This is a genomic window from Paenibacillus tianjinensis (assembly GCF_017086365.1).
GTDB classification, from domain to species: Bacteria; Bacillota; Bacilli; order Paenibacillales; family Paenibacillaceae; genus Paenibacillus_AQ; species Paenibacillus_AQ tianjinensis.
On the sequence record NZ_CP070969.1, the window covers coordinates 5,635,944 to 5,658,703 of the forward strand.

24 protein-coding genes, 1 rRNA gene and 1 other annotated feature (1 of these 26 only partly in view) are annotated in these 22,760 nt (G+C 49.9%); of the genes, 1 reads left to right on the forward strand and 24 read right to left on the reverse strand.

Features of this window, described 5'->3' with window-relative positions; translation table 11 throughout:
• Window positions 1-94: a sequence feature (ribosomal protein L10 leader region), on the reverse strand; it reaches 61 nt to the left of the window's first position.
• Window positions 95-162: 68 nt separating this feature from the next.
• From rplA to JRJ22_RS26365, 15 genes are all read right to left on the reverse strand, one after another.
• Complete coding sequence (rplA, locus tag JRJ22_RS26295; protein ID WP_054943960.1) at window positions 163-855, reverse strand: 50S ribosomal protein L1; 693 nt, start codon at window positions 853-855, stop codon at window positions 163-165.
• A gap of 81 nt (window positions 856-936) precedes the next feature.
• On the reverse strand, window positions 937-1,362 hold the full coding sequence (gene rplK, locus JRJ22_RS26300) for a 50S ribosomal protein L11 (protein ID WP_020427083.1): 426 nt from the start codon (window positions 1,360-1,362) through the stop codon (window positions 937-939).
• Window positions 1,363-1,436: 74 nt separating this feature from the next.
• Window positions 1,437-1,970, reverse strand: coding sequence for a transcription termination/antitermination protein NusG (gene nusG, locus JRJ22_RS26305; protein WP_020427084.1), 534 nt, complete (start codon window positions 1,968-1,970; stop codon window positions 1,437-1,439).
• 21 nt (window positions 1,971-1,991) lie between these two features.
• A complete protein-coding gene (secE, locus tag JRJ22_RS26310) occupies window positions 1,992-2,183 on the reverse strand; it encodes a preprotein translocase subunit SecE (protein WP_189030943.1) in 192 nt (63 codons plus the stop codon).
• A 20-nt stretch (window positions 2,184-2,203) separates the two neighbouring features.
• On the reverse strand, window positions 2,204-2,353 hold the full coding sequence (gene rpmG, locus JRJ22_RS26315; RefSeq protein ID WP_074086515.1) for a 50S ribosomal protein L33: 150 nt from the start codon (window positions 2,351-2,353) through the stop codon (window positions 2,204-2,206).
• Between the two features lie 368 nt (window positions 2,354-2,721).
• Window positions 2,722-3,366: an RNA polymerase sporulation sigma factor SigH gene (gene sigH, locus JRJ22_RS26320; RefSeq protein WP_019908203.1), complete on the reverse strand. Its 645-nt coding sequence runs from the start codon at window positions 3,364-3,366 to the stop codon at window positions 2,722-2,724.
• Between the two features lie 166 nt (window positions 3,367-3,532).
• Window positions 3,533-4,054, reverse strand: a complete 522-nt coding sequence (locus tag JRJ22_RS26325; protein ID WP_206102170.1) for an NYN domain-containing protein — start codon at window positions 4,052-4,054, stop codon at window positions 3,533-3,535.
• 2 nt (window positions 4,055-4,056) lie between these two features.
• Window positions 4,057-4,818, reverse strand: a complete 762-nt coding sequence (gene rlmB / locus JRJ22_RS26330) for a 23S rRNA (guanosine(2251)-2'-O)-methyltransferase RlmB (protein WP_054943957.1) — start codon at window positions 4,816-4,818, stop codon at window positions 4,057-4,059.
• 32 nt (window positions 4,819-4,850) lie between these two features.
• Entirely contained in the window at window positions 4,851-5,288 is a 438-nt protein-coding gene (locus tag JRJ22_RS26335; protein ID WP_206102171.1) for a Mini-ribonuclease 3, read from the reverse strand.
• Entirely contained in the window at window positions 5,285-6,691 is a 1,407-nt protein-coding gene (cysS, locus tag JRJ22_RS26340) for a cysteine--tRNA ligase (protein WP_206102172.1), read from the reverse strand. Before cysS ends, JRJ22_RS26335 begins: the two co-directional genes overlap by 4 nt.
• Before the next feature lie 52 nt (window positions 6,692-6,743).
• Window positions 6,744-7,436, reverse strand: coding sequence for a serine O-acetyltransferase (gene cysE / locus JRJ22_RS26345; RefSeq protein ID WP_206105315.1), 693 nt, complete (start codon window positions 7,434-7,436; stop codon window positions 6,744-6,746).
• 497 nt (window positions 7,437-7,933) lie between these two features.
• Window positions 7,934-9,397 carry a glutamate--tRNA ligase gene (gltX, locus tag JRJ22_RS26350; protein WP_206102173.1) on the reverse strand — a complete coding sequence of 488 codons (1,464 nt, stop codon included), beginning with the start codon at window positions 9,395-9,397 and terminating at the stop codon, window positions 7,934-7,936.
• Between the two features lie 50 nt (window positions 9,398-9,447).
• The gene (gene ispF / locus JRJ22_RS26355; protein WP_206102174.1) at window positions 9,448-9,936 is read right to left on the reverse strand and encodes a 2-C-methyl-D-erythritol 2,4-cyclodiphosphate synthase; all 489 of its coding nucleotides are present in this window, start codon (window positions 9,934-9,936) and stop codon (window positions 9,448-9,450) included.
• Window positions 9,937-9,939: 3 nt separating this feature from the next.
• On the reverse strand, window positions 9,940-10,632 hold the full coding sequence (gene ispD / locus JRJ22_RS26360; RefSeq protein WP_206102175.1) for a 2-C-methyl-D-erythritol 4-phosphate cytidylyltransferase: 693 nt from the start codon (window positions 10,630-10,632) through the stop codon (window positions 9,940-9,942).
• 97 nt (window positions 10,633-10,729) lie between these two features.
• Entirely contained in the window at window positions 10,730-11,818 is a 1,089-nt protein-coding gene (locus JRJ22_RS26365) for a PIN/TRAM domain-containing protein (RefSeq protein ID WP_206102176.1), read from the reverse strand.
• 212 nt (window positions 11,819-12,030) lie between these two features.
• Between JRJ22_RS26365 and JRJ22_RS26370 the strand changes: the two genes are divergently transcribed.
• Window positions 12,031-12,426, forward strand: a complete 396-nt coding sequence (locus JRJ22_RS26370; RefSeq protein ID WP_054943951.1) for a nucleoside triphosphate pyrophosphohydrolase family protein — start codon at window positions 12,031-12,033, stop codon at window positions 12,424-12,426.
• Between the two features lie 95 nt (window positions 12,427-12,521).
• Here JRJ22_RS26370 and pssA read toward each other — a convergent pair whose 3' ends face one another.
• The 9 genes from pssA to rrf form a co-directional block, all read right to left on the reverse strand.
• The gene (gene pssA, locus JRJ22_RS26375; protein WP_054943950.1) at window positions 12,522-13,259 is read right to left on the reverse strand and encodes a CDP-diacylglycerol--serine O-phosphatidyltransferase; all 738 of its coding nucleotides are present in this window, start codon (window positions 13,257-13,259) and stop codon (window positions 12,522-12,524) included.
• Window positions 13,260-13,324: 65 nt separating this feature from the next.
• A complete protein-coding gene (gene disA, locus JRJ22_RS26380) occupies window positions 13,325-14,401 on the reverse strand; it encodes a DNA integrity scanning diadenylate cyclase DisA (protein ID WP_206102177.1) in 1,077 nt (358 codons plus the stop codon).
• Between the two features lie 13 nt (window positions 14,402-14,414).
• Window positions 14,415-15,782, reverse strand: coding sequence for a DNA repair protein RadA (gene radA / locus JRJ22_RS26385; RefSeq protein ID WP_054943948.1), 1,368 nt, complete (start codon window positions 15,780-15,782; stop codon window positions 14,415-14,417).
• 218 nt (window positions 15,783-16,000) lie between these two features.
• On the reverse strand, window positions 16,001-18,472 hold the full coding sequence (gene clpC / locus JRJ22_RS26390; protein WP_206102178.1) for an ATP-dependent protease ATP-binding subunit ClpC: 2,472 nt from the start codon (window positions 18,470-18,472) through the stop codon (window positions 16,001-16,003).
• 36 nt (window positions 18,473-18,508) lie between these two features.
• Window positions 18,509-19,573, reverse strand: a complete 1,065-nt coding sequence (locus JRJ22_RS26395; protein ID WP_206102179.1) for a protein-arginine kinase McsB — start codon at window positions 19,571-19,573, stop codon at window positions 18,509-18,511.
• A 28-nt stretch (window positions 19,574-19,601) separates the two neighbouring features.
• Window positions 19,602-20,126, reverse strand: a complete 525-nt coding sequence (locus JRJ22_RS26400) for a protein-arginine kinase activator protein McsA (protein ID WP_206102180.1) — start codon at window positions 20,124-20,126, stop codon at window positions 19,602-19,604.
• 28 nt (window positions 20,127-20,154) lie between these two features.
• Window positions 20,155-20,616, reverse strand: a complete 462-nt coding sequence (locus JRJ22_RS26405; RefSeq protein ID WP_054943944.1) for a CtsR family transcriptional regulator — start codon at window positions 20,614-20,616, stop codon at window positions 20,155-20,157.
• A gap of 406 nt (window positions 20,617-21,022) precedes the next feature.
• Complete coding sequence (locus tag JRJ22_RS26410; RefSeq protein ID WP_206102181.1) at window positions 21,023-22,195, reverse strand: GNAT family N-acetyltransferase; 1,173 nt, start codon at window positions 22,193-22,195, stop codon at window positions 21,023-21,025.
• A 417-nt stretch (window positions 22,196-22,612) separates the two neighbouring features.
• Window positions 22,613-22,729, reverse strand: a 5S ribosomal RNA gene (gene rrf / locus JRJ22_RS26415).
• Between the last annotated feature and the right edge of the window lie 31 nt (window positions 22,730-22,760).

Sequence of the window (22,760 nt, forward strand, 5' to 3'; positions counted from 1 at the left end):
CAAGCGCCTAGCACTTCTTATTTCTATCACAACACCTCGGTAGGAAATTAAGCCTTGCGGCACCTACTGTCTACGGTAAGCATATTCAAGTTCAAGAATGATCACCTTAATGTTCACAACTGTTACAGAATATCAAAGATGACTCTCAGAGTCAACCTTTATTTATCTGAAGGCAGCTGCGTTCACACGAGCGCTAGGTCCCATAGTAGACGAAATTGCGATGCCCTTAAGGTATACACCTTTAGCAGCAGCTGGTTTCGCACGGTTCAAAGCGTCAATGAGGGCTTTAAGGTTTTCGTTCAATTGTTCAGGAGCAAAGGACACTTTGCCGATAGGCGCGTGAATTTGACCTGCTTTATCGAGACGGTATTCGATTTTACCGGCTTTGATTTCTTGCACAGCCTTGGTAACGTCGAAAGTAACTGTACCGGCTTTAGGGTTAGGCATAAGGCCTTTACCACCGAGCAGACGGCCGAGTTTACCGACTTCACTCATCATATCAGGTGTAGCTACGCAGACGTCGAATTCAAACCAGCCCTGTTGGATCTTGTTGATCATATCCTGATCGCCTACAAAATCCGCGCCAGCAGCTTCCGCTTCTTTCGCTTTTTCACCTTTTGCAAATACAAGCACGCGTTGTGTTTTGCCTGTGCCGTGAGGCAGGACAACAACACCACGAACAGCTTGGTCTTGTTTACGCGGGTCTACACCCAGACGAACTGCTGCTTCAACGGTTTCGTCGAATTTGGCAGTTGCCGCCTTTTTCACAAGCTCTACAGCTTCTGAAGGCTCGTAAGTTGCTTCGCTGTTAATCAGCTTAGCAGATTCTTGGTATTTCTTACCATGTTTTGCCATGAAAATGTTCCTCCTTTGTGGTGTTAGCGGAAATTCCTCCCACATATTGCGGTCATGAATGACCGTTTCATCGAATACTTATTAGTCTTCGATAGTGATGCCCATACTGCGGGCAGTACCTTCAACCATACGCATTGCAGCTTCGATAGATGCAGCGTTCAGATCGGGCATTTTTGTTTCGGCGATTTCACGAACCGCTGCGCGGCCGAGTTTCGCTACTTTTTTCTTGTTTGGTTCACCGGATCCTTTTTCTACTTTAGCAGCAATGCGAAGCAGAACGGCAGCCGGAGGAGTTTTAGTGATGAAAGTAAAGGAACGGTCTTCAAACACTGTAATTTCAACCGGGATGATCAGGCCAGCCTGGTCAGCTGTACGAGCGTTGAATTCCTTACAGAATGCCATGATGTTGACACCTGCTTGACCTAACGCCGGACCTACTGGAGGCGCTGGATTCGCTTTCCCTGCAGGAATCTGCAGTTTCACCATTTTAATAACTTTTTTAGCCATGAGTGACACCTCCTTGCAAAAATAGTGGTATTCGAATGCTTATTGCATTCTCCCACAAGAAACCCTTGCTACTGTTATATTTTCTCCACTTGAGTGAAATCCAACTCCAGCGGGGTTTCCCGTCCAAACATGTTGACATGCACTTTGATCTTGCTCTTATCAGCCAAAATTTCTTCCACGGAGCCCACAAAATTCGCAAAGGGACCAACCATAATACGTACGGATTCCTTAATTTCGAAATCAATCTTCGCTTTAGGTTCAACCATGCCCATATGCTTCAGAATTTGTTCAACCTCTTCCGGAAGCAAAGCGGTAGGCTTGGACCCGGAACCTGTCGAACCGACAAATCCGGTAACGCCCGGCGTATTGCGGACAACATACCATGAATCATCAGTCTGAACCATTTCCACCAAAACGTAACCAGGGTAAACTTTACGCATGACGGTTTTTTTCTTACCGTCCTTGTTTACCAGTTCTTCTTCCATAGGAACAAGAACACGGAATATTTTGTCTTCCATGCCCATGGACTCAACGCGTTTTTCCAAATTGGCCTTAACCTTATTCTCATACCCGGAATAGGTATGAACAACATACCATCTTTTTTCCATACCAAGCCACCTGGGACCTCTCTAAATAATCCTTTCGATCACAGCGGAAATACCGATGTCCAGAACCCAGAAGTAAAGAGCAACAACAACAATTGTGCCAAGAACGATCAACGTATAGTTTTTCAGTTCTTTACGACTAGGCCAGCGAACTTTTTTGAGTTCACTCCAGCTCTCAGTGAAAAAGGAAAACAAAGACTTGAAACTACGTTTCACGCCGACTACACCTCCAAAGACTATCTGGTTTCGCGATGAGGAGTTTGCTCGTTACAGAACTTGCAAAATTTCTTCATCTCCAAGCGGTCGGGGTGATTTCGCTTGTTTTTGGTTGTCGCATAGTTTCTTTGTTTGCAACTTGTACAAGCCAAAGTGATAATTACCCGCATGATGTGCACCTCCCGAAGACGTCCTTCTAATTATCAAATTAGAAGACGCAAATATTGATCCTAAAAAAACCCGCGAATTTAGGCCTACCTAAAACACTTTAGCATAATGTCAACGTCTGTGTCAACGAAAGATTTGCCCATCCGCATCGGGTAATTTCGGGTTCTGTAGTCGTGTGCTGCACGTTGTCTTTGGTTCTGCCTTTTTGCCCGTTGCACGCTGTCTTTCTCTATCATTATGGAGCATTCCGACTGTGTATAAACCTGTCCTTACCAACTAGCGACTGAAATCCCAGATCATTATGATACAGAAATTTCCAAAACACTAAAAAAAGACTCGATGTCCGAGCCTTTCAAGTAGTAGTATATCATTAATTGTCACGCACTTCCAGATATCTTTCCAATTTGCGTTTAACCCGCTGCAATGCATTATCAATCGATTTCACATGCCGCTTCAAGTCTTCTGCAATCTCCTGATAGGATCTTCCATCCAGGTAGAGCATCAGAACTTTGCGTTCTAGGTCGCTAAGAATCTCCGCCATCTTATCTTCCAGTCCGATAAATTCTTCCTGGTTGATAATCAGTTCTTCGGGATCCAGCACCTGTGTACCGCAGATCACATCCATCAGTGTCCGGTCTGAGTCCTCATCATAGATAGGCTTGTCCAAAGATACATAAGAATTAAGCGGAATATGCTTCTGACGGGTAGCAGTCTTGATAGCAGTTATAATCTGACGGGTAATGCAGAGCTCAGCAAACGCTTTGAAGGAAGAGAGCTTGTCACCTTTGAAGTCACGAATCGCCTTATACAGGCCAATCATGCCTTCCTGTACGATATCTTCCCGGTCCGCTCCAATCAGAAAATAAGAACGTGCCTTAGCGCGTACAAAATTACGGTACTTGTTAATTAAATGTTCCAATGCGCCACTGTCGCCACCACGGAAGATCTCGACAATTTCTTCATCACTTATGAAATCATACTCGGAAAGCATTATTTCCTTGAGGTCGACACTCACCAAGAATCCCCCCGGCTGCAACGCAAGACACATCGTTACTTCGCTAAAATATAGGAACAGTATATATTATGTTACCTTATACCGTCAACCGATTATTGACCAAAATCAATCTTCAATAGCATTTTATGGCATTTTGCCAATGCTTCTTGATTATTCATAGGTTTTTTCATTGCCGGCGCCAGTCTTCAAGACGTCTGCGCATTTCGGGAGGAAGCTTCTCTTCCAGGGAATGGCGCTTAGAGCTGATGATCTCGGGTTCGATCGCTTTTTTAACCTGTTTTTGATTTTCTTCAATTTCAAGCTTCAGTTCTCTGGCGGAAATCCTCAGCGCCCCTTGGGCAAATATTACATGCTGTTCCACAAAATCGCTTGTTGCCACATAAATCTGCCTGCGGCGGTGGCTGAACTCTCCCACTAGCCGCTCGATGCATTCGTCTGCAGTTTCTTTTTCCTTGGTGAAAACCACCTGGACTTTCCCCTGCACAAACGAACGGCCAAGCCCCGGAACACGGTAAGCATCGAATACGGCGATAACGCGCCGCCCCGTGAATGCCTGATAATCGGCCAGCATATCCAGCAGCCGGTCGCGAGCGCCCTGCATGCCGGTCAGCGAAAGCGCAGCGAGTTCCGGCCAGCCGCCGATCATATTGTATCCATCCACAAGCAGCACATCGCGCCAGTCAGCCATAACTATCCCTGCTGATGCCGGCGGCGCAGCACCTCATACATAATTACCCCGGCGGCGACGGATGCATTCAACGAATTAATCTTACCGGCCATTGGTAGCTTCAGCAGGATGTCGCATTTTTCGCGGATTAACCGGCCGATCCCTTTATTCTCATTGCCGATCACAACCGCAACAGGTCCTGTGAAAATATCCGATTCGTACAAATTCTGATCGGTCGCAACATCCGTTCCTACTACCCAAACACCCAGTTCCTTAAGCCGGTCTATCGTTTGACCCAGGTTGGTGACCCGTGCTACCGGAACATATTCTACTGCACCGGCTGATGTTTTGGAGACAGTAGCCGTAATCTGCGCCGACCGCCGTTTCGGTACAATTACACCATGAACTCCTGTGCAGTCTGCGGTACGCAGAATGGAACCCAGATTATGCGGGTCTTCAATTTCATCCAACAGGATAAGAAACGGAGGTTCCCCCTTTGCCTCTGCAGCAGCCAGAATATCTGCAACCTCGGCATAAGCGAACGGTGCCGCTTGTGCTACTACCCCCTGATGCTGCACTCCCGGTGCAAGCTGATCGAGCTTCCGTTTGTCAACATGCTGGATAACGATCCCGGCTTTGCGCGCTTCGGCAATAATCGGCGCGGTTAAATGCTTCTGCGCAGTTTCAGCGATCCAGATCTTGTTCAGCGTGCGGCCGGCACGAAGTGCTTCAAGCACCGAATGCTTACCGGCCAGTATTTCCTCTTCTGTCTTTAATTCTTCCATGTTCATGCCTCCTGTTCTATCAGCTCGCGGCCTCACTTAGGCCGGTTCATCATATACTCAATACTGCTGTGGACGAGTTCCTGGATTCTTGTCTGCTGCCCCGTGTAATAGAGGTGGCCGATCAGACACTCAAAAGCAGTGGCATGGCGGTATTCCAGCACATCCGCATTTTTGGGGACCGTACCCGATTTGGCATTGCGCCCCTGACGGGCAATATCTTTCTCCTCGTCAGTAAGCATAGGCTCAAGATAGGCCAGAATCGTGCTTTGCGCTTTGGCGGAGACCAGCCCCGTAGCTGTGCGGTGCAAATGATTCGGGCGAAGATTGGGCAGTGAAATCAGATACTGGCGCACAGCCACCTCATAAATAGCATCCCCCGCATAAGCCAGTACAATCGGTGAGAGCAGGCGGGCCGGCTTGGACGGCTCATATGGAAACCAGGCTTCGTTTACATTGAATTCACCGCTCATTTCCGCCGCCACCGCATTCCCTGTGGAGTATCTTCCAGAAGGATGCCCAGGCTGTTCAGCTCGTCGCGGATCTCATCGGAGCGGCTCCAATTCTTATTCTTGCGGGCCTCTGCCCGCTCCGCGATAAGACGTTCGACTTCCTCACTCGCAACCTCAGCCTCAAGTTCAGGGGTCAGACGCAGCACAGCATTCATCTCCGCAAAGGTATTCAGCAGCGCCGCAAAATCTGCGGACGAAGCGTCAGTTTTAGCAAGGGTCTGATTGGCAAGGCTGACCCAGTCAAATACCGCTGTAATCGCATCTGGTGTATTGAAATCATCCTGCATTCTGGCATGGAAATTGCTTAAGATCGCCGTCAGACGTTCTGCAACAGCGCTACTCGCCGCTTCACCCGTACCTTCCGGGTTAAGCTCAAGCCGATGTTTTACATTGCTCTCTGCGAGCGCGATCCGCTCGGTACTCTTCTCGGCGGACAGCAGCGCCTCCTCCGTGAAGTTCAGCTGATTGCGGTAATGGCTGGAGAGCATGAAATACCGGATAGTCCCCGCTTTAAAGCGTGCACGGATATCCTTTACAAGCAGGCCGTTCCCCAGAGATTTCGACATTTTCTCATCACCGATATTCAAAAACGCGTTATGCATCCAATAATTCGACAGCGGCGCACCTGTCAGTGCTTCTGTCTGTGCACATTCGCATTCATGGTGCGGGAACTTTAGATCCTCTCCGCCGCCATGGATATCGATCGTCTTACCCAAATATTCGCGGACCATTGCCGAGCACTCTATATGCCAGCCGGGACGTCCCTCTCCCCAAGGGCTGGCCCAGTGTACCTCACCCGGTTTGGCTGCCTTCCAGAGCACAAAGTCCTCCTGGTTTTCCTTGCGGGGATCTACCTCGACACGGATGCCGAAGCGCAGCTCCTCCAGGTTCTGGCGGGACAGTTTGCCGTAATCGGCAAACTTGCCGGTACGGTAAAACACATCCCCGCCGTTCTCATAAGCATATCCCTTCTCTTCAAGCTCCTTGATGAACTCAATAATCTTATCCATACTCTCCGTCACCCGCGGATTCATCGTGGCCGGCTTTACGCCAAGCCCGATCAGATCCTCCTGGTAGGCAGCAATGAACATTTCCGCAACCTCAGCTACAGTGATGTTCATTTCTTCCGCTTTACGGATCATTTTGTCATCCACATCGGTGAAGTTGGTCAGATAGATGACCTCATTGCCGAGTGCTTCCAGGTAGTTGCGGACCATATCAAATACGATAACCGGTCTCGCATTCCCGATATGCATATAACCGTAAACGGTTGGTCCGCATACGTACATTTTTACCTTACCTGGCTCCTGAGGCACGAATACTTCCTTAGCGCGTGCCATAGTGTTGTAAATTTGCAAAGACATGCTGTTCCCAATCCTTTCTGTTGTCCCCGGATTCTTTCGAGTACCGGTAAGCTTAAATTTCATAGTCGCCGATGTACTGCTGGCTTTCCAGACGCCGCTGCTCTGCCTTTTGCTTGTCTTCATTGCCTAGCTGCTCGCGAATTTCCTCAATTTCTTTCTGCAGAAAGCGCAGGGAATCTACCAGCGGATCCGGCATTTTGGTATGATCCAGCCGGTCCGATACCCGCTCCCCGTTGCGTTTGACCACACGGCCGGGATTGCCGACCACTGTACTGTTATTCGGTACTTCACGCAGCACGACCGCATTGGAGCCGATATTGGAATTATCGCCGATCCGGAACGATCCCAGTACTTTGGCGCCTGAACCTATTACCACATTATTCCCTACAGTCGGATGGCGTTTGCCCTTTTCCTTCCCGGTTCCGCCAAGGGTCACCCCCTGATAGATGATGACATCATCGCCAATTTCACAGGTTTCGCCGATGACAATTCCCATCCCGTGGTCGATAAATAATCTGTTGCCGATCCGGGCGCCGGGATGGATCTCCACACCGGTCATGAATCTGCTGACCTGGGAGACGATCCGCGCCAGCGTAAACCATCGGCGGGTGTAAAGGGAATGGGCTATTCTATGAGCCCATATCGCGTGAAGTCCGGCATAGGTGAAAACAACCTCGAATCTGCTGCGGGCTGCGGGATCGTTGTCGAATACAGCCCGGATGTCCGACTTGATATGCTTAAACATCACGTTTCCCCTCTTCTTCACTTCCCCGCCTCCTGTTAACAGATGCGCCAAGGGAAGGTATTGTCCAGCCCACTTTCTAATTCCTTCACTTAGATATGCCGTGTATAAATTATAATTCCAACAAAAAACGCCTCTGCAGCATAAAGCTGCAGAGGCGTGTAACCGCGGTTCCACTCTGCCTTGGATAATGCGTCATCGCCGTAGTCCTATTCCGGCCTGCGATTGCGCCCATCCCTCTTGGCGTTAATAACGGTAACGTCCCGGCACGGCCTAACGCTCCCGGACGGGTGCGCTCAGCCGCACAGCTCACAGGCGCATGTTCCGCGCCGGACAAATGAATAACTCCCAGCCTGGAAGAAAGATTTCCTCCGCGGTTATTCTCTCTGGCAATTGTCCTTAGATACGCGTACTTTTCCTGATCACAGCTATTATAATATTCTTCTATCTTAGCGAAAAGATAATGGACTGACAAGGGTTGGACAGCAGCCTTTGGTGTCTTAAGCCCCTTTAATTTGAGATTTCAGACGTTCGATAACCAGGCTGCGCCCCAAGAGGGCAATGGTCACGTTAAGATCACGGCCGTGTGTCTGTCCTGTCAGGGCGACACGAATCGGCATAAACAGCCCTTTACCCTTATGGCCTGTTTCCTTCTGCACTTCTTTGATCAGCACAGCCATATTGCTTGCCGTGAAGTCTTCTGTGCTCTCGATCTTAGCCAAAAATGCAGCCAGCACCTCCGGAACCTGGGGTTCTGCAAGCACCTGTGCCGCTTCTGTCTCCAGCTCCAAATGGCTCCGGAAGAACAGCTCAGACAGCCCTACGATATCCGAAGCCGCAGTTAACTGCTCCTGGTACAGCGCAACAAGGCTTTCAGCCCAGATCTGCTGCTCCGCGCTCAGTTCAGCCGGCAGTCTGCCCGCCTGCTGAAGATGAGGAATAGCCAGACGCGCAATCCGCTGCGGATCAGCATGCTTGATATAGTGATTGTTTAAATGGGCCAGCTTGTTCTTATCAAACACTGCGGGGCTTTTGGAGAGACGATCCGCTGTAAAGATAGAAATAAGCTCTTCCTTGCTGAATATTTCCTCTTCACCTTCCGGAGACCAGCCCAGCAGTGAAATATAGTTGAATAGAGCTTCCGGCAGATAGCCCAATTGCTCGTACTGCTCGATGAATTGAATAATAGATTCGTTACGCTTGCTCAGCTTCTTATGGTCATCACCGACAATCAGCGTCATATGGCCAAACAGTGGAGCTTCCCAGCCCAGTGATTCATAAATCATCAACTGGCGGGGTGTATTGGAAATATGATCTTCCCCGCGCAGTACATGGGAAATCTCCATCAGGTGGTCATCAACGGCAACCGCAAAGTTATAGGTCGGTATTCCGTCCTTCTTCACGATGACAAAGTCGCCCATTTCCTTGCTGTTGAAAGAGATACTGCCTTTAACAATATCATCAAAGGTATACGTCCGGTCTTCAGGTACCCGGAAACGGATGCTGGCAATGCGTCCTTCTGCTTCATAAGCAAGACGCTGCTCTTCCGTCAGATTCCGGTGTTTGCCGGAATAACGGGGAGTTTCACCGCGCGCAGTCTGTTCTTCACGTTCTGCTTCCAGCTCCTCTTCAGTGCAGTAGCAGCGATAGGCGAGACCGCGGTCGAGCAGCTCCTGCCAGTATACACGGTACAAATCCAGACGTTCGGTCTGGCGGTACGGGCCGTATTCTCCGCCGACATCAATGCTCTCATCCCAGTCCATTCCCAGCCATTTCAAATACTTCAGCTGGCTTTCTTCACCGCCGGCAACATTGCGCTTAACATCGGTGTCTTCGATTCGGATAATAAATTTCCCGCCCAGATTACGGGCAAACAGATAGTTAAACAGTGCTGTTCTGGCATTTCCGATATGTAAATGTCCCGTAGGGCTCGGTGCGTAACGCACCCGGACTTGATCAGCCATGGTATTCCCTCCGCTTCATAATGGATAAAATTAGGCCGCATACAGCCATCTCAAGATGATATCACATCTTGGAGCAGGCAGACAATAGATTGAGCTGCAATTCCTTCACCGCGTCCGGCAAAGCCGAGCCACTCGGTTGTCGTTGCTTTTACATTAACCTTCGAGACCTCTGCGCCCAGGGCCCTGGCAATAATCTCAGTCATCTCCGGGATATAAGGAGCCATCTTGGGCTTCTGTGCAATAATCGTGGAATCGATATTCCCAAGCTTGTAGCCCCGTTCGCGGGCAAGACCCCATACATGCTCCAGCAGCTTCAGGCTGTCTGCATCCTTAAACGCCGGATCGGTATCGGGAAAATGCCTGCCGATATCGCCAAGCCCCAAGGCTCCCAGTATCGCGTCACTGACTGCATGGAGCAGCACATCAGCATCAGAGTGGCCCAACAACCCCTTTTCGTAAGGAATCGTCACGCCGCCAATAATGCACGGTCTGCCCTCCACCAGCTGGTGTACATCAAAACCCTGTCCTACAGCTATCATGTGTTAATCCTCTCCCCTGTTTCTTTCTGTGAACTCCGCAAAATCGAGATCCTCCAGTGTCGTAAGCTTAATATTACGGTAGCTTCCTTCCACGACAGAGACCGGAATGCCGCTGCGCTCCGCCAGGCTGGAGTCATCCGTACCCAGGAACCCGTCCCGCTCCGCCGCGTCATAGGCTGCCAGCAGCTCAGACAGACGAAAAGTCTGCGGGGTCTGAATCGCCCACAGACTTCGCCGATCCGGCGTGGAAAGCACTTTGCCTGTGCCGTCCACCTGCTTGATCGTATCCTTCACCGGCACAGCGAGTACGGAAGCTCCGGTCTCTCTGGCCTTCTCATAACAGGCATTGATTTCACTGGCCTGTACAAACGGGCGGACACCATCATGCACCATAACCCATTCGGTTCCCAGCGATTTCAGTCCCTTATACACAGAATGCTGACGTTCAGAGCCTCCGGGAACTACGGCCTTCACTTTATCCAGCTTGTAGACTTGTACCCATTCCCGGCAGCGGTTGATATCCTCTTCACCGGTAACCAGTACAACCTCGGAGATGAGCTCATGCCGCTGGAACACCTCCAGCGTATGCACGATAATCGGTTTGTCCTGCAGCAGCAAATACTGCTTGCTCTCTGCGGTCCCCATTCTTGTCCCTCTGCCTGCCGCTACAATCACGGCGCCTACACTGTTTGACATTCTTTTAGGCTCCTGTCTTTCATGTATACCCCCATCATAACGTGTTTGGCGGGCATTTCCAAGCCTACAAGACATTTTGGAGAACGGCTCTAAGGTCTTATTGCGCTTTTTCCAGAAGTTTCGGTTTAGCAAAAATCATCCTGCCTGCTGAAGTCTGCAGCACGCTTGTCACAAGCACTTCCATCGTTGTCCCGATGTACTCGCGTCCGCCCTCAACGACAATCATCGTCCCGTCATCAAGATATGCCACCCCTTGGCCATGCTCCTTGCCGTCTTTAATCACCTGCACAATAATTTCTTCCCCAGGCAGCACGACCGGCTTAACCGCATTAGCCAAATCATTAATATTGAGTACGGACACGCCCTGAAGCTCACATACCTTGTTAAGATTGAAGTCATTGGTGACGACCTTGCCGCGGAGTACCTTAGCCAGCTTGACCAGCTTGCTGTCCACCTCGGAAATTTCCTCGAAATCTCCTTCGTAGATAAGTACCTTCACATCCAGCTCTTTCTGAATCTTGTTAAGGATGTCGAGCCCCCGCCGTCCACGGTTGCGCTTCAGCAGATCGGAAGAATCGGCAATATGCTGCAGCTCTTCAAGCACGAATTCCGGAATGACAATCGTCCCTTCAATAAACCCTGTTTTGCAGATGTCGGCGATCCGCCCGTCTATGATGACGCTGGTATCCAGAATCTTATGCTCTTCCAGCCCTCGGCCCTCCGGCTCGTCCGGCTGTCCCCAGCGTCCTGTGGCCCAGAGTGAAGCCAGCTCATCTTTCTTCTCCAGCCCGATCCGCAGCCCCATATAACCCAGTGCCAGTGTAACAGCCACTTGCAGCAGGTCTCCGGCTTTGCCAAGCCAATCCATAGCGGGATGAAGCAGCAGGGACAGCAGCAGTCCTCCTGTCAGACCAGCGGCACCTGCGGCCATTTCATTCATCGGTATACGCGAACAGTACAAGACCGCCTCCCGCAGCTTTGAACCTCCCCAATCCGCGCATAAAGTCCCCGCAAACAAAAAAATAATGGCACCCAGCACCGTAAATAAAATGCTTCCTTCCACAGGCAGACTTTCTCCCAGTTTTCCCATCCCTTCAGGGAATCCTCTTTCTGCCGTATGGTATAGCGAAAAGCCGGACCAGGCACCGAGTAACCCGGCGAGCGTCAAAACCACCTTTTTCCACATAACCTTACGCACCTCCTTTTATTCATCCTAAAATGATCTATACCTCACCAGTATGTTCCAATTTTTAGGACGGTAATCGCAGCATGCGTTATTTTTTCTGATAACGATAGTTACCGGCAATGTAAGGGTTACCAAGAACTCCTATTCCCGTTGAAAACAGGGGGGTACTGGCATATAATGAACTCAATTAAGAACCCAGGGGTGAATGGATAATGAGTGCACCAAGTTTACAGGCTTTTCAGGATCAAGTCTCCGAACTGCTGCTCCGTCACCGTAGTCTTCTGGATGTCATGTCCAAAAACGGCCAAAGCAGCGCTTCTGTTAATCGGGCTGTCGTTAAGGCCATCACGGAATGCGGATGCATCCAGCTGCACGCCACCAAGCAGGTATTCGAGCCGGCTCTTGGTCTTGAAGAAGCTAAGGAGCTGGCAGGCACTCATCTGGAAGGTGAGCTGTGCGAGAACTGCCGCGAGGTCATTGCTTCTGAGTTGGGACGCGAACTGTTCTATATGTCTGCACTATGCAATCTGCTTGACATTAATATGGACGAGGTTGTGGCAAAGGAGTCGCAGAAATGCGCTACACTCGGATTATTTAATCTGTCCTGATGGTAACGTCCATTCTTTCATCCGTTCAAAGCAAAAGGCTTTGCCGTTCACTGGTCTCAGTGAGGGCAAAGCCTTTTTGGTGATAACAGCTAATTCTAGCCGTTCTTAGAATGATAAACCTTGTCTTCCGAACGTCTTCTGCGGCGGTGACGGCGGCGTGCATTCAACCGGTCAATATTCTGCTTAAAGCCGTACAGCGCATATAGCCCAAGCAGCACAAAGATCATCTTGGCGATCTGTTCCGGAAAAATAACCGCTACTGCAACCGCGACAACAATGACTACGGGTGCGCCGATTACAGCTTTTTTAGGCAGACCGATCTTTTTAAAATTAGGGTATTTCATCGTACTGACCATCAGATAAGATAAGAGCAGTGTTGCGATAATCATAAACGGAGCGGAAACATCTTTATGAAAAAGAGCCAGCGTGGCCAGAACGCCACCAGCTGCAGGAATCGGCAATCCGACAAAATACCCGGGAATTCCCGGACGGACATTAAAACGTGCCAGACGCAGTGCCCCGAATACCGGGAAAATCGCCGTAACCGTCCAGCCAAGCGCAGAATTCAGGTCCTGCAGGCTAGTCAAATACATAATCAGTGCCGGTGCTACCCCAAAAGAGACCACGTCGGATAAAGAATCCAGTTCCTTACCAAATTCACTTTCGCATTTAAGCGCACGCGCAACCCGGCCATCCAGTCCGTCTAAAAGCATAGCAATAATCACCATGATAGCGGCCATGCTAAGCTTGCCGTCAAACGCCATCATGATACCAAACATTCCAAGCATCAGGTTACCAATGGTAAAAAGACTCGGAATTGATTTTTGTATCATTTCTTCACCTCTATTTGCTTACTTTTGAAACTTAGGGCCATCAATATTACGTGATTGTATGATATTTACATTTGTCTGTCAATAAGAACTTGTTTTTGCAGCCGTTTGAGTCCGTCCTGAATGTTGCGTGCCCGAACCTCGCCGATTCCATCCACTTCATCCAGTTCCGCTATGCTGGCCGTCATCAGGTTAGGCAGCATTTCGAAGCGTTCAACCAGATTATGGATGATCACATTCGGCAGCCGCGGAATCTTGTTCAGCAGGCGGTAGCCGCGCGGAGTAACTATTTCTTCTGAGGCAATTGCTGTCGAAGAATATCCCAAAAGACGTGCGATATGATTATCATCCATCAGCTCATCGTCACTGGTTCGCTTGAGGCCGGCAATGATCTCGCGGATTTTGTCTTCCTGCTCCTCTCTTGCATAGTCTCTGTAGAGAAGCCAAGCTTCTTCCTCTGTATTTCCGACCAGTTCTTCCATTTGCATGCTGATCAAGCGGCCTTCATTGCCCAGCTCATTGATGTACCGTTTGATTTCCATCTTAATCCGCAGCACCATCTCCACACGCTGAATGACACCAACGACCTCTGCGACGGTAACAATCCCCTCGTATTCAGATGCAGAGAGGTTAGTCAGCCCCTGGGTAAGCACCGCTTTGTATTTCTCCAGGGTTTGGATCGCCTGATTGGCCTTGGCCAGAATGGCCCCGATCTCTTTGAGCGCATAGCGGATAGAGCCTTGGTATAAGGTAATGATGTTCCGCCGCTGGGAAATCGAAACGACCAATTTTCCAGTTTGCTTGGCAACCCGTTCTGCTGTCCGGTGGCGGATTCCTGTCTCGATCGATGAGATCGACGAGTCAGGGATCAGCTGGGTATTCGCATACAGAATCCGCTTGAGATCCTCGCTCAAAATAATGGCCCCGTCCATCTTCGCCAGCTCATACAAATAATTGGGCGAAAAATCGCAGTTAATGGAAAAGCCGCCGTCAACAACTTCCATCACCTCAGGACTGTAACCTACTACGATCAGTGCCCCTGTCTTCGCGCGGAGCACATTCTCCAGACCTTCGCGAAACGGTGTGCCCGGCGCCGCCATCCTCAGCAGATCGTTCATATTATCTAATTGATTATATTCTTTCATGTTCCTATGCCCCCTAATCTAACGCGACCTTTAATGCATCTGCTACGGTGCTGACGCCAATAATCTGGATATCCTGCGGATGCTTCCAGCCTTTCATGCTCTTCTCGGGCATAATTACCCTTCTGAAGCCAAGCTTTGCCGCCTCCTTGACCCGCGTTTCTGCGCGTGAGACGCCCCTGACCTCACCGGTAAGTCCAACCTCGCCAAAGAAGACATCATAGGGTTTTGTGGATATATCACGAAAGCTTGAGGCAATGCTGACCGCAACCGCCAGGTCGATGGCCGGTTCATCCAGCTTCACACCGCCGGCAACATTGAGGTAGGCATCCTGATTCTGCAGGAACATGCCCATCCGTTTCTCAAGTACAGCAATAATAAGCGCCATGCGCTGATGATCCATCCCTGTGCACATCCGCCGCGGAGAAGGGAAATGAGTGGCTGCAACAAGTGCCTGAAGCTCGACCAGCACCGGTCTTGTTCCCTCCATGCTTGCTACAACAGCAGAGCCGGCTACACCCAGCGGGCGCTCTGACAGGAATAGCTCTGAAGGATTCTCCACTTCCGTAAGACCGATCTCGCCCATCTCGAAGATCCCGATCTCATTGGTAGAACCAAAGCGGTTCTTCACCGCACGCAGCAGTCGGTAAGTATGATGACGTTCCCCTTCGAAATACAGCACACAGTCCACCATATGTTCCAGCATCCGCGGCCCGGCTATGGCTCCCTCTTTGGTAACATGGCCTACAAGCACTGTAGCAATACCGCGGATTTTGGCGATGCGCATAAATCTTGTCGTACATTCCCGGACCTGCGTCACACTCCCCGGAGCGCTCGTCACTTCCGGCATAAATACGGTCTGAATGGAGTCAATTACGAGGAACTGTGGCTGAATATGCTCAATTGCCTCTTCAATGCTCTCCATGTTCGTCTCACACAGCACATACAGTTCTGCAGACAACGCCCCGAGGCGGTCGGCACGGAGCTTGGTCTGGCGCACCGATTCTTCTCCCGAGATATACAGTACACGCAATCCTTGGGTCGTCAATGCATGCGAGGTCTGCAACAGGAGGGTTGATTTGCCGATTCCGGGATCGCCACCGACCAGCACCAGGGATCCTGGTACGATGCCTCCGCCGAGCACACGGTTAAGTTCTCCAATGCCTGTCAAGATACGGGGCTCTTTGTCACTCTCTATATTTATGATCGATTGCGCCTTTTCTTTACTCTGAAAAATAGGTGCATTCATTCCTTGAGTTTTGACTACGCTTTCCGTTTCTTCCACCATGGTGTTCCATGCCTGGCAGCCCGGGCATTTGCCGAACCATTTTGGGGATTCGTAGCCGCAGTCGGTACAGAAAAATTTAGTTTTTGGTTTAGCCATGTGGTCTCCTTACAGTCCGTACTTGCTAAAATTGCGGATAATTTTCTCTTATTCAAAGTTTACCATTTCTGCACCTTGAACGAAAGGTCACTAAAGATCTAGTTTTTGGCGTGTTATCTATAACCTGCCTGATTCAGAGCCCAATTAACCATCGGAAATGTAAAAAAAAGCCCCCGCTCCTTAAGTACGGAGGAGCGGAAGCTTTGTTTCACTTGATATTATTGTTCAGCCTCTACTTCTTTTTCCAGCGAAGGTGCAGCCGGAACATCTACTGTCGTAACTACAAGTTCACCATTCACCTCGTCAATCTTGAGGGAATCGCCTTTCTTGATGTTGCCCTTCAGCAGTTCTTCAGAGAGACGGTCTTCAATATGCTTCTGAATCGCACGGCGGAGCGGACGTGCACCAAAGGCCGGATCATAGCCCTCTTTGGCCAGGAAGGCTTTTCCGCCGTCAGTAAGCACAAAGTCAACGTCGTACTCACGCAGCCGCTTGCGCAGCTCGTCGGACATGAGTGTAACGATCTCGGCAATGTGTTTCTCCTCCAGGGAATGGAAGACGATGATCTCGTCGATCCGGTTCAGGAACTCTGGGCGGAAGCTCTTCTTCAGCTCTTCCATAACTTTGCCCTTCATGTTGCTGTAATCTGCTCCGGCATCCTGTACAGCGGTAAAGCCGAGTGTCGAATTCTTCTTGATCGCCTGTGCCCCTACGTTCGAAGTCAGGATAATCAATGTGTTGCGGAAATCGACTACGCGTCCTTTGGAATCGGTCAGACGTCCGTCTTCCAGCACCTGCAGCAGGATGTTGAATACTTCAGGGTGAGCCTTCTCGATCTCATCCAGCAATACTACGGAATATGGCTTGCGGCGTACCTTCTCGGTCAGCTGTCCGCCTTCTTCATACCCTACATACCCTGGAGGCGCCCCTACAAGGCGGGACGTGGAGTGCTTCTCCATGTACTCCGACATATCGATACGGATTACCGCGTTCTCATCGCCGAACATGGCCTCAGCAAGTGCACGGGCAAGCTCAGTTTTACCTACACCGGTTGGTCCTAGGAAGATAAAGGAGCCCATCGGACGCTTTGGATCTTTAAGACCTGCACGTGCCCGGCGCAGCGCCCTGCTGACAGCCTTCACAGCCTCATCCTGGCCGATTACGCGTTCGTGCAGCAGAGCCTCCATGTTGAGCAGACGGTCTGTCTCCTCTTCCTTCAGCTTGCTGACCGGAATACCGGTCCAGCTGGCAACCACCTGAGCGATATCCTCCGGCGTAACCTGGGAGTCAGTGCGACCCTGCTTTTCTTTCCATTGGTTCTTGGTTGTATCGAGCTCCTCACGGATTTTCTGCTCGGTATCCCGCAGTGCAGCTGCCTTCTCAAACTCCTGGCTCTGTACAGCAGAATCCTTCTCCTTGCGGATATCATCGAGACGCATTTCCAGTTCCTTCAGATTCGGCGGAATCGTGTAAGAGTTGAGTCTTACCTTAGAGCCTGCCTCATCAATCAGGTCAATCGCTTTGTCCGGCAAGAACCGGTCTGGAATGTAGCGGTCGGACAGCTTCACAGCTTCCACGATCGCTTCATCCGTAATCTTCACCCGGTGATGGGCTTCATAACGGTCACGCAGTCCGTACAGGATCTGTACTGCTTCCTCCGGAGAAGGCTGATCCACCGTAATCGGCTGGAAGCGGCGCTCCAGGGCTGCGTCTTTTTCAATATATTTGCGGTATTCATCCAGGGTAGTGGCACCAATGCACTGCAGCTCACCACGGGCAAGAGCCGGTTTCAGGATGTTGGAGGCGTCAATCGCACCTTCCGCACCGCCTGCACCGATCAGGGTGTGCAGCTCATCGATGAAGAGCACGATATTGCCGGCCTGACGAATTTCATCCATGATTTTTTTGAGACGGTCTTCAAACTCACCGCGGTATTTGGTTCCGGCTACGACAGATCCCATATCAAGGGTCATAACACGTTTATCACGCAGCGTTTCCGGGATTTCATTGTTGATGATTTTTTGGGCCAGTCCTTCAGCTATAGCTGTTTTACCAACCCCAGGTTCACCAATCAGCACCGGATTGTTTTTGGTCCGGCGGCTCAGTACCTGGATTACACGTTCGATTTCTTTGCTGCGGCCGATAACCGGATCAAGGTTGCCGTCTTTAGCATAAGCCGTCAAATCGCGGGCCAGACCATCCAGCGTAGGCGTGCTTACATTAGTGGGCGTACCGCTGTGGCTTGAGGTTGCCTCACTGCTGCCCAGAAGCTGCAGTACTTGCTGACGGGCTTTGTTAAGGCTGATGCCGAGGTTGTTAAGCACACGGGCTGCAACGCCCTCGCCTTCACGGATCAGTCCGAGCAGGATATGCTCTGTTCCGACGTAAGTATGACCCAGCTTACGGGCTTCATCCATCGACAGCTCGATAACCTTTTTTGCACGTGGAGTATACGCGATGTTGGTAGGCTGTTCTTGTCCTCTGCCGATCAGCGTCTCCACTTCGTCTTGAATTTTCTCCAGACCCAGACCGAGGCCGATTAATGCCTTGGCGGCAATGCCGTCTCCCTCACGAATCAGACCGAGCAAAATATGTTCTGTACCGATGTTGTTATGTCCCAAACGGACAGCTTCTTCCTGCGCCAGCGCCAGCACTTTTTGTGCGCGTTCCGTAAATCTTCCAAACATCATATCTCATGCACCTCCACGGATAATAAATATCTATAATTAATGTTGTAATCCCAGTGTCTCCCGGAGCAGTTTCGCCCGGTACATATCTCGTTCGGTGGCTGAAAGCTCGTCTCCGAACATTTTTTGCAGAAAACCAGGCTGTGTCTTGACGTTCAGCTCATTGAGCACTGAAATCGGCGGCCCTTCCAGAATCCCAAGATCCACTCCTAAACGTAAATCCGAGAGGCGCTGAGCCGACTCCTTAAGCTCCATCACAGCGGCATAAGCCATGATCCCATACGAGCGTTTGATCCGGTCGGTAATCCGCAGTGCCGAATCTGTCAGCAGGCGTTCCCGGGCATTTCGTTCATGCTCAATGATCTGGGTAACCACACCGTGAAGATTCTCAATGATTTCATTTTCCGTCTGACCCAGTGTAATCTGATTGGAAATCTGAAAGATGTTCCCTACTGCTTCGCTGCCCTCACCATAAATTCCTCTTACAGTCAGCCCCACCTGGTTCACGGCGGATAAAATCCGGTTAATCTGATGGGTCATCACGAGAGCCGGTAAATGAAGCATCACTGAAGCCCGGAGGCCGGTGCCCACATTAGTGGGACAACTGGTTAAATATCCTCTTCTGTCATCAAATGCATAATTGACAGAAGCTTCAAAAATATCATCTATCGCCGTCGCCCTACTCCAAGCCTCTTTCACCTGCAGGCCGGGAAATAAACACTGGATACGGAGATGGTCTTCTTCATTGATCATAATGCTGACCGACTCATCCTCGTTCAGGATAACTGCGCCGCCCCGGGAATCATTGGCCAGGTTGGGACTGATCAGATGCTTCTCCACCAGTACTTTTTTGTCCAGCTCAGTAAGCTCATCCAGCCTTAGCAGTTCAAAGGTGCCAAAACTTTCTGTTGCCTCCCCCTGAAATACAGGGGCGAGCTGTTCCAATGCTTCCTCCGCCTGTTCGGCTGAAGCCAGCAGTGGAAAAGGCAGGTGCTCCAGATTGCGGGCGATACGCATACGGCTGCTGATTACAATCTCAGAATGGCTGCCGCCGCAGCGCATCCAGTCACTAAGTGCTTGCTCGGTAAACCGGAGACTTGACATGTCGTATCCCCCCTATATATGAAAGACTTTACTCTTGTGCCATTTCTTTTTCAAGTTTGCGTATTCTGTCCCTCAGCTCGGCTGCGGTTTCGAACTCTTCATGCATGATGCTTTCCTGCAGCTCGTGCTTCAACTCATCGATTTGCCGTTTACACATAATCTGTGCACCGGCCCGCTTCGGCAGCTTACCTACATGCGCGGTACTGCCATGAACCCTCCTAAAGAGCGGGTCCAGCGTGCTGTCAAAATATTTATAACAGGAGCTGCAGCCGAAACGTCCAAGCTTGCTGAACTGGGAATACGTCATACCGCAATTCTCGCAATGCAAACCTTGGACATTCTTGGTCGCTGCTGACTTCTCCTTGCCGGCCCCTTCAAGATCAAGCAGGCCGGACAACAGGCTGTGTATCGAGAAACCTCCCGCCGTTCCGGGAATCAGTTCCCCCTTCTCACGTGCACAGCTTTCACAAATATGAAATTCCGTCTTCTCTCCACTCACAATTTTAGTGAAATGTAGGGTTGCCGGTTTGACGCCGCATTCCTGGCAAAGCATAAGCGGAGTCCCTCCCTTATGATGACAATTATTTGCCCAACAAAGAGATTAGCATGGCCTTCATAATCTTGGCACGAATCTCATCCCGGTACGGCAGATGAACCGTCAGGCATTCCCGGGAAACAGCGGCGCGCATGAGGCACGCTTCACGCTTGCTTAGAAAGCGGGCTTCCTCAAGCTGATAAATCAGCCCTTCGGCGGAATTCTGATCAATATCATTTCCTATTGTAGATTTGAGATGAGCATACAGCGCCACATTCTGGGGCAGCTCAAAACGCTGAATCCGGATATAACCTCCGCCGCCGCGCTTACTCTCCACCACATAGCCCTTTTCCAAAGTAAAGCGTGTACTGATGACATAATTGATCTGTGACGGCACGCATGAGAACTGGTCCGCCAGATCATTGCGCTGGATTTCCACCGTACCTTCGGGACTTTCATGCAAAATATTCTTCAGATATTGTTCGATAATATCAGAGATATTACGCATCACTCATCCTCCAGTGTTTAATGCTGTATTGTACGTCCTGCTGTGAATCCGTCCGGAGTGATCTCTAATGAACTTAACCCAAGAGCGAAAGCACGAATCCATGCTGACCGGCTGCAAAAGAATACCAACTGCGTGCAATCATGCACCCGACAATTAAGCAGTTCAACCATCGACTCCGGTAACTTCAACTAATAAAGCTTAAAATAAAGCTTCCGCGGGTTCGTTGACTTTGACTTTCTTTGACTTTTTTCATATTATAACATATTTTCACTGAATTCCAAGTGGTTCCTCTTATTTTTTACTTTTTACCGCCATTGTATTCGGACATCCCCTGGTACATCCAGTATTTTTATATGTAAAATAAAGCTCTACCCGCTTAGAAGCATAAGGTAGAGCTTGGCAGCAATCAGAAAAAGTCGAACAAAGCTGTCTTCGCCTGCGGTGTTATCTCCTCCAGCCACTTCACGGCTTCCGCACTTCCGGATATCCTTCCGTACCGGGCCAGCTCTTGGGGACGCTTATATCCCATTAACAGCACCGTCAGTGTGCCAATACTGCAGCTCAGGTCAGCTTGCATGTCTGTTGAGTCTAAGCGTGTAAGCGAACCAGCCCCCTGATTGTTCACTGTCCACTCCCATACCCCCTCGTTCCATGGGGCCTGCTCATCTTGAATATATACGGTGTGCTTCACCGTTTCTGTTAACATATTGAAAGAAAATGCTTCCACAAAAGCCTGGGCATTTACGATCCGCGCCATGAAATAAGGATAATTCTCCTGCGGAATTCGAGGATCCGGCAGCAAAAACGGCAGGATATCATCGGATGGCACCAGCTTCAGCTCCGCACCGGTGACCATTGAATCGTGGTTAGCAAGAAAAGTCCATAATCCCCGGCGCGCCTTCTCATTCAAAAAGACAAACTCATCGATAACCAGTTGATTATTCTCCAGCTTATACAGCACATACCCTTCCGCTTCACCCTGCTCTGAAAAAAACACACTGTGATGCGTATCCTTATCCAGCACATTATTCTGCCACCATTCCTTGGTTCGCAGCAACGTGCCGCTGTATTGGGCAGCGAACTGATTATACAACTGGTCCAATACTTCCAGATTTGCGCTATCCCGCCGGACGCTGCCCTCGATGTCCGTTTTTAACGGGAATTTAGCCACGGGAATCGTGTATTTCTTATACTCACAGTAAATCTCCCAACCGAACTTGCGGTAAAAGGGAATCAGAAACGGATGCAACATCGATAACGTCTGCCCGTTCTCATTCATTACTTGCAGAATATGCTTCAAAAGCTTAGCAACATAGCCTTGTCTGCGATTCTCCGGCCAAGTTGCTACTCCGGCAATGCCTCCCATGGAGATTGCTTGTCCCTGAATATAAGCCTGTAGAGGAAGCAAAGTCAGCTTGGCGCTCAGTTTCCCATCCTCAAAAATCCCCCACACTCTCTCCGGCTTAAACTTCTGTTCTTGCTTTAACCGGTCTTCACCGGACACTGTATACTTAAATGCATACTCGGACAGGGTAAGACTTGGCTCGAATTCCTCTACCTGCAGCTGTCTTATTTCCACTCGGCTCACCTCATCAACATGAATTTGGTACTTAATTTGAGTATATCAAGTCAAGAAATAGTATGCTAATTTGGAGCAGAAATAAAAGAATTCAAGCGAGTTATCCACAACTTAAAGCACAGCAACACGAAAAGCCGGAAAGAATTCTTCCCGGCCCAAAAAACTTATCCACTGTTTTGCAAGCGCTATCCACAAAATCCACTTTTTATCCACAAAATCCGTGTATTACTTGGAGTTTTGCTTGACGAATCCACAATAATATGTCCATCATCCACATAAACAAGGGATTGCTTTCTGCAAAAATTATATCCACATGTGCGTAATTTTTCAGCAACTCCTGAAAATTATCCACAAGTTTTCCACAGCCCTGCACAAATCAAAAAAGCCATTGTCAATGACTCAACAATGGCTTCATGTGCTTGGCGGCGTCCTACTCTCCCAGGACCCTTCGGTCCAAGTACCATCGGCGCTGGAAGGCTTAACGGTCGTGTTCGGGATGGGTACGCGTGGAACCCTTCCGCTATCGCCACCAAACATGATTTTTGCACTGCGTTGACTTCTGCGG

Coding starts and splice junctions, on each gene's coding strand:
- JRJ22_RS26365 (WP_206102176.1), bottom strand. CDS start 11,818: ATGTGGAAAAAGGTGGTTTTGACGCTCGCCGGGTTACTCGGTGCCTGG.
- rplK (WP_020427083.1), bottom strand. CDS start 1,362: ATGGCTAAAAAAGTTATTAAAATGGTGAAACTGCAGATTCCTGCAGGG.
- JRJ22_RS26325 (WP_206102170.1), bottom strand. CDS start 4,054: ATGGCTGACTGGCGCGATGTGCTGCTTGTGGATGGATACAATATGATC.
- JRJ22_RS26405 (WP_054943944.1), bottom strand. CDS start 20,616: ATGCGTAATATCTCTGATATTATCGAACAATATCTGAAGAATATTTTG.
- rpmG (WP_074086515.1), bottom strand. CDS start 2,353: ATGCGGGTAATTATCACTTTGGCTTGTACAAGTTGCAAACAAAGAAAC.
- gltX (WP_206102173.1), bottom strand. CDS start 9,397: ATGGCTGATCAAGTCCGGGTGCGTTACGCACCGAGCCCTACGGGACAT.
- disA (WP_206102177.1), bottom strand. CDS start 14,401: ATGAAAGAATATAATCAATTAGATAATATGAACGATCTGCTGAGGATG.
- nusG (WP_020427084.1), bottom strand. CDS start 1,970: ATGGAAAAAAGATGGTATGTTGTTCATACCTATTCCGGGTATGAGAAT.
- JRJ22_RS26395 (WP_206102179.1), bottom strand. CDS start 19,573: ATGTCAAGTCTCCGGTTTACCGAGCAAGCACTTAGTGACTGGATGCGC.
- rlmB (WP_054943957.1), bottom strand. CDS start 4,818: ATGGAAGAATTAAAGACAGAAGAGGAAATACTGGCCGGTAAGCATTCG.
- JRJ22_RS26400 (WP_206102180.1), bottom strand. CDS start 20,126: ATGCTTTGCCAGGAATGCGGCGTCAAACCGGCAACCCTACATTTCACT.
- rplA (WP_054943960.1), bottom strand. CDS start 855: ATGGCAAAACATGGTAAGAAATACCAAGAATCTGCTAAGCTGATTAAC.
- JRJ22_RS26370 (WP_054943951.1), top strand. CDS start 12,031: ATGAGTGCACCAAGTTTACAGGCTTTTCAGGATCAAGTCTCCGAACTG.
- ispD (WP_206102175.1), bottom strand. CDS start 10,632: ATGTCAAACAGTGTAGGCGCCGTGATTGTAGCGGCAGGCAGAGGGACA.
- pssA (WP_054943950.1), bottom strand. CDS start 13,259: ATGATACAAAAATCAATTCCGAGTCTTTTTACCATTGGTAACCTGATG.
- cysE (WP_206105315.1), bottom strand. CDS start 7,436: ATGTTTAAGCATATCAAGTCGGACATCCGGGCTGTATTCGACAACGAT.
- clpC (WP_206102178.1), bottom strand. CDS start 18,472: ATGATGTTTGGAAGATTTACGGAACGCGCACAAAAAGTGCTGGCGCTG.
- cysS (WP_206102172.1), bottom strand. CDS start 6,691: ATGTCTTTGCAAATTTACAACACTATGGCACGCGCTAAGGAAGTATTC.
- radA (WP_054943948.1), bottom strand. CDS start 15,782: ATGGCTAAACCAAAAACTAAATTTTTCTGTACCGACTGCGGCTACGAA.
- ispF (WP_206102174.1), bottom strand. CDS start 9,936: ATGATAGCTGTAGGACAGGGTTTTGATGTACACCAGCTGGTGGAGGGC.
- JRJ22_RS26335 (WP_206102171.1), bottom strand. CDS start 5,288: ATGAGCGGTGAATTCAATGTAAACGAAGCCTGGTTTCCATATGAGCCG.